The organism is Algirhabdus cladophorae (assembly GCF_044772865.1).
Lineage (GTDB): Bacteria > Pseudomonadota > Alphaproteobacteria > Rhodobacterales > Rhodobacteraceae > Algirhabdus > Algirhabdus cladophorae.
Genome location: NZ_CP173029.1, coordinates 3,699,322 through 3,716,311, shown reverse-complemented (window position 1 = coordinate 3,716,311; position 16,990 = coordinate 3,699,322). Strand labels below are relative to the sequence as shown.

The 16,990-nt window shown below is 53.8% G+C and carries 14 protein-coding genes; 13 read left to right on the top strand and 1 reads right to left on the bottom strand.

The genetic code is table 11. The annotated features are described in order from the left end of the window. The first annotated feature begins 100 nt into the window (after positions 1-100). The 4 genes from ACIRQ6_RS18080 to ACIRQ6_RS18065 all read left to right on the top strand — a co-directional run bounded on the left by ACIRQ6_RS18080 (position 101) and on the right by ACIRQ6_RS18065 (position 5,359). A complete protein-coding gene (locus ACIRQ6_RS18080) occupies positions 101-1,207 on the top strand; it encodes a tricarboxylate transporter (RefSeq protein ID WP_420862013.1) in 1,107 nt (368 codons plus the stop codon). A 69-nt stretch (positions 1,208-1,276) separates the two neighbouring features. Then, positions 1,277-3,304, top strand: a complete 2,028-nt coding sequence (locus tag ACIRQ6_RS18075) for a tripartite tricarboxylate transporter permease (protein WP_420862012.1) — start codon at positions 1,277-1,279, stop codon at positions 3,302-3,304. After that, positions 3,301-4,386 (top strand): 4-oxalomesaconate tautomerase, encoded by a 1,086-nt coding sequence (locus ACIRQ6_RS18070; protein WP_420862011.1) that lies wholly within the window; start codon positions 3,301-3,303, stop codon positions 4,384-4,386. The genes ACIRQ6_RS18075 and ACIRQ6_RS18070 overlap by 4 nt, the downstream gene beginning before the upstream one ends. A 4-nt stretch (positions 4,387-4,390) precedes the next feature. After that, on the top strand, positions 4,391-5,359 hold the full coding sequence (locus ACIRQ6_RS18065; RefSeq protein ID WP_420862010.1) for a D-2-hydroxyacid dehydrogenase family protein: 969 nt from the start codon (positions 4,391-4,393) through the stop codon (positions 5,357-5,359). A 55-nt stretch (positions 5,360-5,414) separates the two neighbouring features. Here the strand turns inward: ACIRQ6_RS18065 and ACIRQ6_RS18060 are convergent, their stop codons facing one another. Next, the gene (locus ACIRQ6_RS18060) at positions 5,415-6,191 is read right to left on the bottom strand and encodes a transporter substrate-binding domain-containing protein (RefSeq protein ID WP_420862009.1); all 777 of its coding nucleotides are present in this window, start codon (positions 6,189-6,191) and stop codon (positions 5,415-5,417) included. A gap of 118 nt (positions 6,192-6,309) precedes the next feature. Here ACIRQ6_RS18060 and ACIRQ6_RS18055 point away from each other — a divergent pair, with 118 nt between their 5' ends. The 9 genes from ACIRQ6_RS18055 to ACIRQ6_RS18015 all read left to right on the top strand — a co-directional run bounded on the left by ACIRQ6_RS18055 (position 6,310) and on the right by ACIRQ6_RS18015 (position 16,570). Beyond that, positions 6,310-7,053 carry an amino acid ABC transporter ATP-binding protein gene (locus ACIRQ6_RS18055; protein ID WP_420862008.1) on the top strand — a complete coding sequence of 248 codons (744 nt, stop codon included), beginning with the start codon at positions 6,310-6,312 and terminating at the stop codon, positions 7,051-7,053. 10 nt (positions 7,054-7,063) lie between these two features. Then, a complete protein-coding gene (locus ACIRQ6_RS18050) occupies positions 7,064-7,831 on the top strand; it encodes an amino acid ABC transporter permease (RefSeq protein ID WP_420862007.1) in 768 nt (255 codons plus the stop codon). Positions 7,832-7,843: 12 nt separating this feature from the next. Beyond that, positions 7,844-8,188, top strand: coding sequence for a carboxymuconolactone decarboxylase family protein (locus tag ACIRQ6_RS18045; RefSeq protein WP_420862006.1), 345 nt, complete (start codon positions 7,844-7,846; stop codon positions 8,186-8,188). Beyond that, positions 8,189-9,061, top strand: coding sequence for a LysR family transcriptional regulator (locus tag ACIRQ6_RS18040; RefSeq protein ID WP_420862005.1), 873 nt, complete (start codon positions 8,189-8,191; stop codon positions 9,059-9,061). It begins immediately after the preceding gene. A gap of 85 nt (positions 9,062-9,146) precedes the next feature. After that, positions 9,147-9,986 carry a putative hydro-lyase gene (locus tag ACIRQ6_RS18035; RefSeq protein ID WP_420862004.1) on the top strand — a complete coding sequence of 280 codons (840 nt, stop codon included), beginning with the start codon at positions 9,147-9,149 and terminating at the stop codon, positions 9,984-9,986. Continuing rightward, positions 9,983-11,020, top strand: a complete 1,038-nt coding sequence (locus ACIRQ6_RS18030; RefSeq protein WP_420862003.1) for a TRAP transporter substrate-binding protein — start codon at positions 9,983-9,985, stop codon at positions 11,018-11,020. The genes ACIRQ6_RS18035 and ACIRQ6_RS18030 overlap by 4 nt, the downstream gene beginning before the upstream one ends. Positions 11,021-11,083: 63 nt before the next feature. Further along, positions 11,084-11,647, top strand: coding sequence for a TRAP transporter small permease subunit (locus ACIRQ6_RS18025; RefSeq protein ID WP_420862002.1), 564 nt, complete (start codon positions 11,084-11,086; stop codon positions 11,645-11,647). 3 nt (positions 11,648-11,650) lie between these two features. Beyond that, a complete protein-coding gene (locus ACIRQ6_RS18020; RefSeq protein WP_420862001.1) occupies positions 11,651-12,934 on the top strand; it encodes a TRAP transporter large permease in 1,284 nt (427 codons plus the stop codon). Between the two features lie 63 nt (positions 12,935-12,997). Then, on the top strand, positions 12,998-16,570 hold the full coding sequence (locus ACIRQ6_RS18015; RefSeq protein WP_420862000.1) for a hydantoinase B/oxoprolinase family protein: 3,573 nt from the start codon (positions 12,998-13,000) through the stop codon (positions 16,568-16,570). The last annotated feature ends 420 nt before the right edge of the window (positions 16,571-16,990 follow it).

The window sequence follows — 16,990 nt, the reverse complement described above, 5'->3', positions numbered from 1 at the left end:
TTATTCCGTTAATTCCCCTATTATCAACTGATCTAGGACAGATCGGTGAATTTGTTTGGTGTCACCTTGGGAGAGGTGATCGACATTTAGGGAGGAACATATGTCCATTATCAAAACCACGCGTCGCGTGGCGGTAGGCCTTGTTGCCGCTGCTGCTGCGACTTTCACACTTCAAGCTCACGCAGGCGGTCACGGGATCGATCTGGAAGGCAAAACAGTTGAATGGATCATCCCATTCTCTGAAACTGGCGGCTCAGCCAAATGGGCGAACTTCTACGCACCATTGCTGTCCGAAGCACTGCCGGGTCAGCCCACAGTAGTTGTCAAATTCATGCCAGGTGCTGGTTCCACCAAAGGTGCCAACTTCTTCCAAGAGCAAGAATATGACGATGGCACACTGATCTTTGGCTCATCCGGGTCCACTCAGTTCCCATTCCTGTTGGGCGATCCACGCGTAAAATACAACTACGCTGACTGGAACGTTGTACTGGCCTCCGGCACAGGTGGCGTTGCCTATCTTCCGCCAGAAATGGCTGCCAAAATGGACGGTATGAACGCCGCTCCCTTGCAAGGTGAAGACTTCATCTACGGCAACCAAGGCGCAACACGTCTTGATCTGGTGCCAACATTGGCATGGGAAATGCTGGGTCTGAACGTTGAAAGCGTCATGGGCATCAAAGGTCGCGGCGATGGCCGTCTGATGTTTGAGCGCGGCGAAGCCAACATCGACTATCAAACGTCCTCGTCCTACTTGTCAGGCGTGACACCCTTGGTCGAAGCAGGCGATGCTGTTCCAATGATGAGTTGGGGTGCACTGGACGCAGATGGAAACATCGTACGCGATCCAACATTCCCTGACATGCCAACATTCAAAGAAGTTTGCGAGGCCACAGACGGCTGCGAAACATCCGGCGAAAAGTGGGATGCATGGAAAGCCTTCTTCATCGCAGGTTTCCCAGCACAAAAAATGGTCTTCTTGCCAGCGGGCGCATCTGCAGATGCCATGGTCACTTACACCAAAGCATTTGAAGACGTAAAAGCCCGTGCAGATTTCGCAGAAATCTCGAGCAAGCGTTTGGGCAAATACCCACAGATGACTGGCGATGCTGCGAAAACAGCGATGGCTAGCGGCACAGAAGTGTCACCAGAAGCCAAAGAGTTTGTGGTGAACTGGCTGCAAGAAAAATACGGCGTTTCTCTGAAGTAAGCCTTGTTTATTGAACGCCCTGCCTACAACGGCGGGGCGTTTTACTAAGCAAGATTAGGGGAGAGGGTCATGAACGTAATCATGGAGGCATTGCCAGCGCTGGGCGATGCATGGGGACTTATACTTCAACCAATCGTTCTGGGTTATCTGGTCTTAGGCGTTGTTATGGGTCTTTGTATTGGGGTCTTTCCCGGTTTGGGCGGGATTGCCGGCCTGTCTTTGCTTTTGCCATTTATGTTCGGGATGGACCCGATCCTTGGCCTTGCACTAATGGTTGGGATGGTCGCGGTTGTGCCAACCTCTGACACTTTTGCGTCCGTACTGATGGGGATACCGGGATCATCGGCCAGTCAAGCCACCGTATTAGACGGCTTTCCAATGGCGAAACGAGGGCAAGCGGCCCGTGCCTTATCCGCAGCATTCGCCTCGTCACTATTTGGTGGGCTTGTCGGTGCCAGCTTTCTAACCATTTTCATTCTGATTGCGCGACCCATCGTACTGGAATTCCGCACGCCTGAATTGTTGATGATCACTATCTTTGGCCTGTCGATGGTCGGCATCCTTGCTGGTCGTGTTGCGATTAAAGGCATCGTGGCAGCCGGGCTGGGGATGCTGATCGGGACCATTGGCGAAGGGGCATCATCCGGCGATCTGCGTATGTCCTCTTATGATTTTCCCTACCTGACGGACGGCTTGAAACTGGTCATCGTGGGTCTTGGTATTTTCGCCATTCCCGAAATTATTTCGCTGCTGCGTCAAGACCGCGCCATTTCCTCAGAACCTCAACTGGGAGGCGGTTGGATCGACGGCGTCAAAGACTGGTTCGCCAATATCTGGCTGTCCGTGCGCTGTTCGATCATCGGTGTAGTTGTCGGTGTGATCCCCGGTTTGGGTGGATCTGTTGTGGACTGGATTGCCTACGGGCATGCCGTTCAGACAACCAAAGACAAATCAAACTTTGGTAAGGGCGAAGTGCGCGGCGTGATCGGGCCAGAAAGCTCGAACAACGCCAAAGAAGGCGGCGGTCTGGTGCCAACATTACTGTTCGGGATCCCCGGTTCCGGTTCTATGGCGATCTTTATCGGGGCGATTGCCCTCTTGGGATCTGGCCAGATCGAAGTCGGCCCTGCCATGCTGAAAAACAACCTCGATATCACCTATTCTATCGTTTGGCTGTTGGCGCTGGCCAACGTGGTTGGCACGATCATTTGTATCGCGTCCTCGGGTGGCATCGCAAAGCTGACAACGATCCGCTTTGCCCTTTTGGCACCCTTTTTGTTCATGATCATCAGCTTCGCAGCCTTCCAGTCGGGCCAAAACCTGATGGATCTGGTAGCCCTCTTTGCTATCGGCTTTTTGGGCCTGATGATGCGCCGCTTTGATTGGTCGCGACCTGCGTTCCTGATCGGCTTTGTCCTGTCCAACCCAGCCGAAACATATGCAAACCAAGCGTTGCAAATCGCCCAATCGCGGTTCCGCAAAGGATTTGAAGATGGGCTGGATTATATCTTTAGCCCTATCGTTATTGTCTTGTTGGTGATCACTGTTCTGTCCGTCGTCTTAGGCCTGCGTCAAGCCAAAAACATTATGGCCGAGGGCGACGTTCAGTCCGGTTCAAAACGCGCACCACTGGTCTTTTTGTTGGTCGTCACAGGATACATCGCCTATGCATTCTACGATGCAGCCTCGATCCCAAGCTATAGCCGTGACCGCACATTCCCGATGTTTGTTGCAGGCGTTTGCTTGTTTGGCTGCCTATTGCTGGTGATCCGAATGATGTTGAAACCTGAAACCGACACGATCTTTGCAGATCGGGAACGTCACGGGGATGAGGCCACGGCAACCTACGGGCTATGGCCCACCTTAGCGTGGTTTGCCGCTTTGTTGATCCTGACATCCCTGCTTGGCTTTATCCTTGCTCTGGCGATCTTCCTCTTCACCTTCATGAAGGTCCGCGCCGGTGTCAGTATGGTCTTTGCCACGATCTACACAGCAGCAGGCATCGCTTTTATGCTGGGGATGGCATGGTTGTTGAACCGCGACTTCCCACCCGGATTGTTGCAGGAATACGCTGATCTGCCGTGGCCTTTCACATGACCCAGATAGCTATTCCATACCACTTTATGCGGGGCGGCACATCGCGCGGTCCGTATATGAACCGCGCCGATTTGCCCGAGGATCTGGATACTTTAGCCGAGGTGCTGATCGCAATCGTCGGATCAGGCCATAGCCTGAATATCGATGGGATTGGTGGCGGGGCTGCGGTCACCACAAAGGTGGCGATGCTATCCAAATCAGAGGATGATTGGGCGGACGTGGACTATTTCTTTGCGCAAGTCAGCGTCGAAGACCGCTTGGTCGATTTCAAACCAACCTGTGGCAATATCCTGACAGGCGTCGGTCCCGCCGCGATCGAGATGGGGCTGATCCCTGCCCAATCTGGCGAGACGACCGTCAACATTCATGCCGTCAACACTGGCGCTAAAGTGGCCGCAATTGTCCAGACACCTGACGGCGAAGTGAGCTATGACGGCACCGCGCGGATCGATGGGGTTCCGGGCACATCAGCACCAGTTGCCGTGCAATTCATGGAAACCGTTGGCGGTGTGACAGGTGCGTTCCTGCCCACAGGTAACTTGGTCGATACGATCGACGGCATCGATGTCACCTGTATGGACGTTGCAATGCCTATGGTGATCGCCAATGCAGCCAGTTTTGGCCTAACCGGGTACGAGACGGCCGCCGAACTGGACGCAAACACCGCTTTTTTTGAGCGGATGGAAGCTCTGCGCGTAAAGGCAGGCACCTTAATGGGCATGGGCGATGTAACAAAATCTGTCGCCCCGAAGTTTGGCCTCCTTGCCCCGGCACGTGACGGTGGCACGATGGCTACGCGCTATTTCATGCCATGGAACTGTCATCCCAGTATGGCCGTCACTGGCGCCCAATGTTTGGCGTCTTGCATCCTGACACCCGGAACGGTGGCCGACTTTGCGCTACCAAACGCTTCACCCTACACGGTAGTCTTGGAACATCCTTCGGGCAAAATAGAGGTCAATGTGGCCTTTGAAACGGGCCAAGACGGGTTTGTGGTACAATCAGCGGGCCTTGTTCGCACTGCACGAAAAATCGCAGCCGGGCATGTGTTCATCTCCAAAGCCATTTGGGACAATTCCTAGTCGGATGAAAGTACATATCCTTGACGATTGGTTCGACACGCTCAAAACACTGCCCTGTTTTGAGAAACTGCGCACCCATGATGTGACCATATGGACCGACCACGAACCTGATCCCCAGCGCCTTGCCGAACGCGTAGCTGATGCAGAGGCATTGGTTTTGTTTCGCGAACGCACCAAGATTGGTGCAGATTTGCTGAAAGGTCTCCCAAACCTCAAACTGATCTCGCAACGCAGCGTTTACCCTCATGTGGATGTCCCCGCCTGCACCGATCATGGGGTTCTTTTGTGTTCTAACATGCATGCTGGCGCGCCCTCTTATGCCGCGGCAGAACACACGCTTGCGCTGATCCTCGCCAGCTATCGCCAAATTCCACAACAGGCCGCTTCGATCCGCGCAGGGCACTGGCAATCCGGTGTTGGCCGCACTCTTAGGGGGCGAACCCTAGGCCTTTACGGATATGGGCGGATTGCCAAAGCTGTGGCCAGCTATGCCCAAGCCATCGGTTTGAATGTCCAATGGTGGAGTTCAGAGGAAGGCCGCGCCCGCGCTACCGCAGACGGCGTTAAGGTTGCCGATAGTCGCGAGGCATTTTTCGCCACCTCTGATATCGTCAGCCTACATGTGCGTCTAAAACCAGAAACACGCGGCATCATCACTGCCTTCGATCTGTCCCAGATGCAGCCACGCAGCTTGTTGGTGAACACGTCGCGTTCGGGCCTCATCGTGCAAAACGCGCTAGAAGCGGAAATCGCAAAGAACCGGATTTTTGCAGCCGTTGATGTGTTTGATACGGAACCCTTGAGGCAGGTAGACCACCCGCTACTGACCCATCCGAACGTACTGCCAACACCCCATATCGGCTATGTCACCGAGGATGAGTTTGACCTGCAATTCAGCGACATCTTCGATCAGATCAACGCCTACGCTGCGGGCGACCCAATCCATATGATCAACCCCGAGGTTTGGGGCTAAAACAAAAAAGCGGCACCGCAGCGCCGCTTTTCCAGTCATTCAATGCCTGTTTTGATTACAGACCCCATTTCGCAGCGGTTGTTTCAAAGAACCCTTGGGCCTTTTTCAACTCGATCCAGCTGTTGACGTAGTTGATCCAAACCTGATCGGTCTGGGGCAGCAACATCGCAATCGGTGTCGGAGCACGGGCTGTGCCAACTTCGACCTGACGTAGGTTCGGGAATTTCTCTAGCAGAGTAGACCCTTCGATGTTGGAGGTAATGAAGGCATCCGCACGACCGGCCAGAACCTCTTGGAAGCCACGTGCGGGGGCATCAACAACGATGATTTCTGCGTTGGGGAACCATGCGCGGACGCTCTTCTCAAAGGTTGTGCCCAAAGTGGTTGCGACTTTGACCTCGCCTTTGTTGATCGACTCCCAACCATCAAACCGGTCTGCTTTGTCAGCAGTTGTGAACGGTAGAATCTCGACGGCGATATAGCTGTCCGAATAACCCGCTGCCTTGAGGCGCGCAGGGCTGATCGAAGCCGATCCTGTCATGTGGTAGTTGCCCGCCACGACGCCGTTGACCAGTGTTTTCCAGTCTGTTGGCACCATTTCCAACTCGACGCCCAAATCGGCAGCCAGTTGTGTCATCACGTCGATGTCATAGCCTTTGTAGCTGTTTGTGGCCGGATCACGCACCGACATCGGGTTCCAGTCGCCTGTGGTCCCAACCTTCAAGGTGCCCGTGCTGAGAATTTCGTTCAAAGCAGATTGCGCCGTGGCAGGCAGTGACAGCAGCGACACAGCAAATGTCGCAGCAAGGCCAAGTGTTTTAAAAAGTTTCATGGGTACTTCCCTGTTGGTTGATATTGTTAAGAATTCTAGTTCGTCTGACAGTTTTTTGTATCGCTTTGTTTACAGATCACGTCATAAACACAGTAACTATACTATCAAGGAGCGGTCCATGACGGATGCAGGCCCTGCAATCAAAATTACTGGATTAAACAAGTGGTACGGTGACTACCATGCCCTCAAAGATGTCGATCTGACTGTCGAGCATGGAGAACGTATTGTAGTCTGTGGCCCCTCCGGATCTGGCAAATCAACATTGATCCGCTGTGTGAATTCTTTGGAGGAACATAATTCGGGTTCGATCAATGTCGATGGCATCGAGATGAAAGATGCAGATTCCATTAATGCGATCCGCTCGGATGTTGGGATGGTCTTTCAGCAATTCAACTTGTTTCCGCACTTGACCATCCTCGACAATCTGACGCTTGGACCGATCAAGGCCTTGGGGCTGTCCAAAAAGGAGGCCCAAGACCGCGCCATGTCGTTGCTGGAACGGGTCCAGATCCCGGATCAGGCACACAAAAAACCCGGCAACTTGTCCGGCGGTCAGCAACAGCGCGTGGCCATCGCGCGATCGCTATGTATGGAACCTAAAATCATGCTCTTTGATGAGCCTACATCGGCGCTGGATCCTGAAATGATTTCTGAGGTTTTGGATGTCATCATCGATTTGGCCGAAGAAGGCATGACAATGATTGTTGTCACCCACGAGATGGGCTTTGCCCGCAAGGCCGCAGACCGCATGATCTTTATGGATCATGGTGAGATCATCGAGACAGGTCCGCCCACTGAATTCTTTGAAAACCCCAAATCAGAGCGGTGCAAACTGTTCCTAAGCCAGATTTTACAGCACTAGGGGCGCGCCGATGAAACCTCTTACACTTTTTGCCCTTGGCACCGTCTTAATCCTCGCGGGATGTGGTGCGCCGGCAGGGACTTGGGGCTGGTATGTAATCGATCCCAGCACGCCCAATGGCCTGTCGAATATAAAATTCCTCCTCAATGGGTTTGGCGCCACGATTTTGCTGTCTGTGATCGCTGCAGTTCTGTCGATGGGTATCGGTTTGCTGGTCGCGTTGCCGGGTATGTCGGCAAACAGATGGGTGCGGCTGCCATCACGCATCTACATCGAATTTATCCGGGCGATCCCACTGTTGCCCATGCTGTTTTGGGTGTTCTATGGCCTGCCCGTGGTGCTTAAATCCATTGGGATCACCGTCAGTATTGATGCGTTTTGGGGCGCTATCCTGACCCTCGCCATTTCCGACAGCGCCTTTACCGCCGAGATTTACCGCTCGGGCATCCAATCAATCAGCAAGGGCCAAACTGAGGCTGCAAAAACCGTTGGCCTGAATTACCGCCAAACCATGCGCTACGTGATCTTGCCCCAAGCGATCAAGCGCATCCTGCCCCCATTGGCCAACCAATTTATCTATATCGTTAAAATGTCCGCCTTCGCCTCGGTCATCGGGATGCAGGAACTGACACGCCGCGCCAATGAATTGGTTGTGACCGAATATCGCCCGCTGGAAATCTATTCGCTGTTGATCTTGGAATATCTGGTATTGGTCTTGATCATCAGTTTCTTTGTGCGCTGGCTGGAACGCAAAATGGGCGCTGACGAAAGCAAATAGGACGGACATGAGATGAGCTGGACCAAATTTATGGCGGACACGATGGGCCGCATTTCAACATTGCAAAAGCAAACGCCAGAGATGTTTGCAGGCTTTAACACAATGTCCCAAGCCGCCAAGAAGAACGGCGCACTAAGTGAAAAGACAAAGGAACTGATCGCCTTGGGTATCGCCATTTCGACCCGATGTGACAGCTGCATCGCGTTTCATGTCAAATCGTTGGTGCGATTAGACACAACCCGCGCAGAGCTGTGCGAGGCGTTGGAAATGATTGGCTATATGGGCGGCGGACCCTCTATCGCATATGGGGCTAAAGCCCTCGAAGCCTTTGACGAATTTTCAGCGCCCTCTCAATAGATGACCCTTGATCAGATCAAAACCTTTTTGGCCGTGGTTCGCCTCAAGGGCGTTGGAAAAGCGGCCGCCGCCCTCAACCTCACCCAACCTGCGATCACTGTACGGATCAAAAACCTCGAAGAAACTCTGGACTGCGTTTTGTTTGATCGCGGACCTGACGGCATGATCCTGACCAAACGTGGGGAATTGTTGTTGGGCTTTGCTGAACAATTTGAGTTTCTGACGCAACAAGTCGAAGAGGCTGTAATCGCACCGGATGGCATCGAAGGGCATCTGCGTTTGGGCGTGTCCGAAACAATCGCGCAAAGCTGGCTGCCAGACTTGATCACCCGCCTGCACGGGCTGTTCCCAAAACTCAAGATCGAACTGAACGTCGATATATCGACAACCTTGCGTGGCAATCTGCTGAACCGCGAGATTGATTTGGCAATTCTACTAGGGCCAATCTCGGAATATTCAGTCAATAACGTGGTGCTGCCGGGTTTTGATTTGGCGTGGTACACCGCCACTACGCCCGCCAACGACGCCAACCTGATGCAAAAGCCTGTACTAACTTATGCGCGAAACACGCGGCCTTACCGCGAGGTCAAAGAGATGCTGTTTGAACGGTATGGGCCGTCGGTTTCGCTGTTCCCTTCGTCATCCCTATCCGCCTGCTTTCGCCTGGTCGAGGCAGGTTTGGGCATCGCGGTTTTGCCCCGCCTGTTGGGAAAAGAATTTGTTGATACTGGAAAGATTCGCGAGTTCGATCCCGGTTGGCGCCCCAGCCCATTGGAGTTTTCCGCCTCCTATCTGGGGGAACCGCGCAGCCATATGATTGAAACCGCTGCTAAAATCGCCCTCGATGTAGCCAATACCTTTAGCAAATCATAAAATTTTATTATGTGAATATCCAAAAATATTCAATTTGATTTTATGATTAATTCCCCTGATCTTTTGATGAAACGGGGACATTCACATGGCCGACGCCTACGAAGAAATTAGAACATGGGACCAGTTTCGGCTGCGGCAATCGATCCGCAACGGCGACTACACAGCCCATACGGCCGGTCTGGCCCGGGGCACGCTACAAACGAATGTAGCGATTATGTCAGCGGAGCATGCTCTGGATTTCATGCGGTTTTGTCAGCGCAATCCCAAGCCCTGCCCCCTCGTCGGTGTATCTGACACCGGCAATCCGATGATGTTCACGCTGGGTGCAGACATCGACATTCGCCGCGACATCCCGGCTTACAACATCTATCGCAACGGTATCTTGGACGCAGAACAGCCAGACATCACCGATCTTTGGCAGGATGATTTCGTTGCCTTCGCGCTGGGATGTTCCTTCACGTTTGAACGTGCCCTGCAGGCCGCCGCCATCCCACTTTGGCATATCGATAACAACACCACCGTTCCGATGTTCAGAACGAATATTGAAACGATTGCTGCGGGTCCCTTTCACGGAAAAACCGTTGTTAGCCTGCGAATGATTGATCCGTCTGACGTGGATCGCGTTGTGAAAATCTCGAAAAACTATCCCCTTGCACATGGCGCCCCGCTCCACATTGGGGATCCCGGCCAAATTGGTATCACCGATCTTTCGCAGCCTGAATGGGGCGATCCTGTTTCTATCAAGGGCGACAAGGTCCCGGTCTTTTGGGCCTGCGGTGTGACGCCTCAGGTCGCGATTGAGGCGGCCAAATTGCCGATCTTTATCACCCATAAACCCGGTCACATGCTGATCACAGACGTGCATGAACAGGCCGAGGTTCCCAATCACACAACAAACCCAAACCAACACGGAGAAACATCATGAAAAACCTACTTTGCGCAGTGGCCGCTGCGGCGCTGACCAGTGGCGCGGCCATGGCCGATAGCCCAGTTGTCCTCAAGGCCGTGGGAACGTGGTCCAGCCTGACAAACTTTCAAAAACATGAACAGCCCTTCTTTAATGAGCGCCTCGCCGAGGCCTCAGATGGTGGCATCGTGGGCGAGATCAAATCGCAATCCGGTCTTGGCCTGAAAGGTTTTGAGATTATGCGCCTTGTCAAAAACGGTGTGTTTGATTTTGCTTTTGGCCTGCCCGGTTATGTGGCTGCTGAAAACGCGATTTTTGAAGGGGCGGATCTGTCGTCCTTGACCCAAGACATCGACACGCAGCGCAAAGTATCTGAGGCCTATTTCCCGACCTTGGAAAAGGCATTTGCCGAAATTTACAACGCCAAACTGTTGATGCTGTATCCCTTCCCCAGCCAAACCCTATGGTGCAACGCCGAGGTAAACAGCATCGAGGATCTTAACGGCAAGAAAGTCCGCGTTTACGCCACAACTTTGGGTGATTTCGTTGAAGGTGTTGGCGGTACATCTGTAACCGTAGCTTTCAGCGAAGTGATCCCTGCCTTGGAAAAGGGCGTGGTTGATTGCGGCATCACGGGCACGATGTCAGCTTACACTGCCAACTGGCAACAGGTTGCCACACATGCCTACACCTTGCGCGTCGGTTGGGGTCTCGCGTTCGGGGCGATGAACATGGACAAATGGAATTCAATGTCCGCTGATCAACAGGCGTTGATGCAAACAGAAGTCGCCGCACTGAACGATCGGATGTGGGCCGAAACAGCGTTGGAAGACGACGTTGCAATTTCCTGCATCACTGGGGGCGACTGCGCTATTGGTGAAAAAGGGTCGATGAAGCTGGTGGAACCCAGCGCCTCAGATCTGGCTGCCCGCGACAAGATCGCTACAGATGTGGTGCTGGCCCGCTGGGCGGAACGTTGTGGCGAAGAATGTGCAGCCAATTGGAACGAAACTGTTGGCCCGATCCTTGGTCTGACTGCTTCCGCAAAATAACCCCGCTAAGGGCGGCTGATCTGATGTATTGGCCGCCCTTTCTTTGTCTAAAGGCCCGCTGTTATGCTTGAATCCCTTCTCTCCGGCACACGTAAACTTAGCCTCTGGCTGACATGGCTTGGTGGCACATTGATCGTCCTGTCGGCTTTCTTGGTCACTCTAGAGGTTTTCTTGCGCAAGCTTTTCAACATCTCGCTTGGCGGCGCTGACGAAATTTCCGGCTACGCCTTTGGTGTGGCCACGGCCTTTGCCCTGAGCTTTGCCCTGTTCGAGCGGGCCCATATTCGGGTGGATGCGCTCATCGGTGTCTTGCCGCGCAAACTGCACCCGTGGCTGAACCTATTGGGCCTCGCACTACTAATCGGATTTGCCGCCGTAGTGGCCACGATGGTCTGGGGCATGGTTGCAGACACATTGCAACACGGCAGCCGATCCATCACCCCAATGCGCGTCCCACTGGCTATTCCACAAATCCCGTGGCTGTTCGGTTGGATCCTGTTTGTCGCAACAGGTGTTTTGCTGGGTCTTGTGGCGATCAAGCGCTGGATGAAGGGCGATCTGGACGGGGTCCAGGACCTGATCGGCGTCAAATCTATCGACGAACAAATCAAAGACGAAAGTGTCTAAGCCATGCTGACCAAAACCCTCCTCATTTTGCTGGCACTGATTGCACTGGCTGTTCCAATTGCTGCTTCGCTGGGCTGGCTTGGCTTGATCCTATCCTCCACCGACAGCCCAATGCCGCTGCACCGCGCGATTTCCGATATGGCTTGGCAGACCAGCACGGATTTCCTTTTGGTCGCGATCCCGATGTTCGTAATGCTGGGTGAGATCCTTTTACGCGCGGGCATCACCGAGCGGATGTACGATGGCATCGTCAAATGGCTCGGCTGGTTGCCCGGTGGATTGATGCATTCAAATATCGGATCATCAGCCCTTTTTGCGGCGACATCAGGCTCGTCCGTGGCAACGGCAGCAACCATCGGCACAGTCGCCGTCCCACAGATCCAAAAGCGAGGGTATAACGAGCCGCTGTTTCTCGGCACAATCGCCGCTGGCGGCACCTTAGGCATCCTGATCCCGCCCTCAATCAACCTGATCCTTTACGGTCTTTTGACCAACACATCTGTGCCCGAACTCTACCTCGCAGGATTTTTGCCCGGCTTTGTGTTGGCAGCGTTGTTTATGGCCACAATCGTGGTTTTGTGCCTGATAAAGCCCGGCTGGGGCGGGGAAAGCCTGCGCTACAGTTGGGGCGAACGGCTACACGCCCTGCCCGCCTTGATCCCACCGCTTGGCATCTTTTTGGTCGTGGTCGGGTCCATCTATGCAGGTATCGCCACCCCAACCGAAGCTGCCGCCTTAGGCGTAGTCGCCGCAATGGGCCTCGCTGCCCTGAACGGCAAACTGAGCATCGACATGATGCGCCAAGCCATCGAAGGCACGATGCGCACAACCGCTATGATCATGCTGATCATTGTTGCAGCCGTATTCTTGAATTTCGTCCTGTCGATCATCGGCCTGACCCAAGCCTTAACGGATTTCGTCACAGGTCTGGGCTGGTCGCCTATGCAAACCATGTTGGTGATCGTCGCCGTCTTGGTCCTCATCGGGTGCTTTATGGAAACCCTGTCCATGCTACTCACTATGGCCCCGTTGATTACACCGATTGTCGTCGCATTGGGCTTTGATCCGGTCTGGTTCGGGATTTTGCTAATGGTCCTTTTGGAAACAGCGCTAATCACACCGCCCATCGGCATCAACCTTTACGTGGTGCAGGGCATCCGCAAATCAGGCGCAATGATGGATGTCATGAAAGGCGCACTGCCCTTTGTTGTGACCATGTTTGTGATGCTGGCATTGCTGCTGATCTTCCCACAATTGGCGTTGTGGTTGCCGTCCTTGTTCTACTGAACATCGTTTAAAATCTGGAAAATGACTGTGGGGTAAAGCCTGCAAACAAAGGAGTACTGTCTGATGTGGCAATTTTGGGTAGATCGTGGGGGCACCTTCACAGACATCGTTGCCAAGGCACCAAACGGGGAATTGAAAACCCATAAGTTGCTGTCGGAAAACCCGGAAAACTACCCTGATGCCGCCGTGCAAGGCATCCGTGATCTGCTTGGTCTGGCGCCAAACAGTCCGTTGCCAAAGGGCACTATCCAAGCAGTAAAAATGGGGACAACTGTGGCCACCAATGCCTTGCTTGAACGGAAAGGCGCGCCGACATTGCTGTGTATCAACGAGGGCCTTACGGACCTGCTGCGCATTGGGTATCAAAACCGCCCCCAGCTTTTTGATCTGGAAATCGTGTTACCGGAATTGCTGTATTCAGACACTTTGGCGATCAAGGGGCGGATGGCAGCGGATGGAACCTGTGTCACACCTTTAGACGAGGTCGCCGCCAAAACAGGCCTTCAAAAAGCCTATGACGCAGGCCTGCGGTCGGTGGCAATCGCGCTGATGCACAGCTACCGCTTTCCAGAACATGAACTGCGGTTGGGCGCATTGGCGCACCAGATCGGCTTTGAACAAGTGTCGCTCAGCCACCAAACCAGCCCATTGATCAAACTGATCGGCCGTGGGGATACGGCCGTCGTCGACGCCTATTTGTCGCCCATTTTGCGCCATTACGTGGGGCAAGTGACCGAGGCCTTAGAGGCAGACACCGGCGGATGCCAGCAATTGATGTTCATGCAATCCAATGGCGGCTTGACTGACGCAAAACTGTTTCAAGGCCGCGACGCGATCCTGTCTGGCCCTGCGGGCGGCGTGGTGGGGATGGTTCGAAGTGCTGCTGAACTCGGGTTTGAAAAACTCATAGGCTTTGACATGGGCGGGACCTCAACGGATGTGTGCCACTATGCGGGCGCCTTCGAGCGCAGCTTTGAAACCGAAGTGGCGGGCGTTCGCATGCGTGCCCCAATGATGTCCATCCATACGGTCGCGGCAGGGGGTGGATCGATCCTGTCCTACCGCGATGGCCGCATGCAAGTCGGCCCCGAAAGCGCAGGCGCCAACCCCGGCCCGGCTGCATATCGGCGTGGCGGCCCGTTGACAGTGACAGATTGCAACGTGTTGCTTGGCAAATTGCAGCCCGATCATTTCCCGCATGTGTTTGGGCCCAGCGCCGATCAACCCTTAGACCTGGATGCGGTACGTCGAAAGTTTCAGGCCCTCGCCGCAGACATCCAAACCACCAAATCCATTGAAGAACTTGCCGAAGGTTTCTTGCGGATTGCGGTCGAAAACATGGCAAACGCAATCAAGAAAATCAGCGTCCAACGGGGCTATGATGTGACCAAATACACGATGAATTGCTTTGGCGGTGCTGGTGGTCAACATGCCTGTCTGGTTGCAGATGCTTTGGGGATGGAGAGTATCTTCATCCATCCCTTTGCTGGCGTTTTGTCCGCCTTTGGAATGGGTTTGGCAGACATACGCGCTATGCGGGAACATCAATTTGAAAGCGGTCTGCACGATCCTAGGGCTGCGGAAATTCTGCAAAAACTGTCGATACAGGCGCAGGGCGACGTACAGGCTCAAGGGGTTCCAGCCACTCAGATAACACTCAATCAAACAGCCCACATAAGATCCAAAGGGGCGCTACAGACACTGGAAGTGCCTTTTGGAACTGCCACTGAAATGACGGATCATTTTGTTGCCGCACACCAAAATCGTTTTGGTTTTGCCCCGGAAACTGAGGATCTGATTATCGATATGCTCTTGGTCGAGGCTGTTGGTCAAACAGGTGAAACCGTGTCCCTCGCGACACCAAGCCCACTCACCAAATCCGACGCCTCTGTTCGGCTGTATTGTGAGGGCGAGTGGCAGGAAGTTCCAATCTATGAACGCGCCACATTAGGCTTTGGCCGCAGCGTGATGGGCCCAGCTATCATTAGTGAGCCAACAGGCACAAACATGATCGAAGCAGGATGGCAGGCCAAATCCGTTGAGGGTGGCAACCTTGTTCTTACCCGGATTACACCACTTCATCGAACCGAGGCCATCGGCACCAAAGTCGATCCTGTGATGCTTGAGGTCTTCAACAACCTCTTTATGTCTGTCGCGGAACAAATGGGCGCCACACTGGCCAACACAGCCTATTCGGTAAACATCAAAGAACGGTTTGATTTCTCTTGCGCAATTTTTGATGCAAATGGCGATCTGGTGGCCAATGCACCCCATGTACCGGTCCATTTGGGATCCATGTCCGAAAGCGTGCGGCGAATCTTGCGTGACAACGCAGGCCAGATCCAGCCGGGGGATGTGTTCATGATGAACAATCCCTTTAATGGCGGCACACACCTGCCAGACGTCACTGTTATTACGCCGGTGTTTGATAGCGAAGGCAAAAACATCGTTTTTACCGTGGCTTCACGTGGCCATCATGCGGACATTGGCGGCAAGACGCCAGGATCTGCTCCGCCAGACAGTCGTATCATCGAAGACGAGGGTGTCGTGATCGACAATTTCAAACTGGTGTCACAAGGAACGCTGCAAGACGCCCAAACCCGCGCGTTGCTGGCCTCTGGCCCCTATCCCTGCCGCAATATCGATCAGAACATGGCAGACTTAGCCGCACAGATTGCCGCGAACGAAACGGGTGCGGTCGAATTGCGCAAAATTTCGCGCCAATTCGGGCTGCAAACCGTTCACGCCTATATGCAACACGTCCAAGACAACGCCCAAGAAAGCGTGCGCCGCGTTTTGGATGTCTTGCATGATTGCAGTTTTAGCTATCCGCTGGACAGCGGTGCGACAATCGAAGTTGCGATCACCATCGATAAAGCCAACAGAACGGCCTGCATCGACTTTACCGGGACCTCCGAGCAGAGCCCATTAAACTACAACGCACCACTGGCGATTTGCCGTGCTGTTGTTCTTTACGTTTTCCGAACATTAGTGCCAACCAACATTCCCATGAACGAAGGCTGCCTAAAACCACTACGCCTCATTGTCCCCGAAGGATCGATGATCAACCCACTGCCGCCCGCCGCCGTGATATCGGGCAATACAGAAGTCAGCCAAGCCATCGCTGACGCGCTTTATGGCGCCTTGGGCGTGATCGCGGGCAGCCAAGGCACGATGAACAATTTTGTCTACGGCAACGACGTCTATCAAAATTACGAAACGATTTGCGGTGGCACCGGGGCTGGCCCGGACTTCCACGGAACGGACGCGGTTCACAGCCACATGACAAACACCCGAATGACCGATCCAGAAGTGCTGGAAACCCGGTTTCCAGTCCGCGTTGACACCTTCGCTATACGGGCAGGATCTGGCGGACAAGGGGCCTTTAACGGCGGCGAAGGGATCGATCGGCATCTACATTTTTTGGAACCCATGACCGCAACGGTATTGTCCTCCCACCGAAAGGTGGCACCGCACGGGGTAAAAGGTGGTGGCTCCGGCGGGTTGGGCGCAAACAGCGTACGCCGCAAAAATGGCGACATCGACCAGCTTGAAGGCAACGACGCGGCCGAGCTGCAGGCAGGCGATATCTTCATCATGAAAACCCCTGGTGGGGGCGGTTACGGAGTGCCTTAAGATGCACGTGAATTTGGTGACGCACAAATTGCGGTCAAGAAAATCTACGATCTGATAGCATCTGCGACGAACAATCGTTCGGTGGTGGTCTTGAGGATCGACGAGGTGGCTACAGAGGGAGGGAGGAATTGCGCCCAAGACGCAGGTTTTTGCTGGGATTGCAGGCATGATAGGTGAAATCTAACTGGATGCTCGCGATCAATTCGCACACAAAGCCACGATCCAAATATATCAAATCACCCGCTCATTTCACTCCAACGCGCGTCCAATCGGCAAGGGCAGTATCATCGAGGAACTGCGCACCTACATATTCAAGAATACCCATGGAAGCGGCGTCAATCCGTTTGACCTGCCCGCCGTTGCGGATTTTGGGGTTTATTGGTCAGTCGCTTCGCGTCTCCCTATGCAGGTCGAACTCAG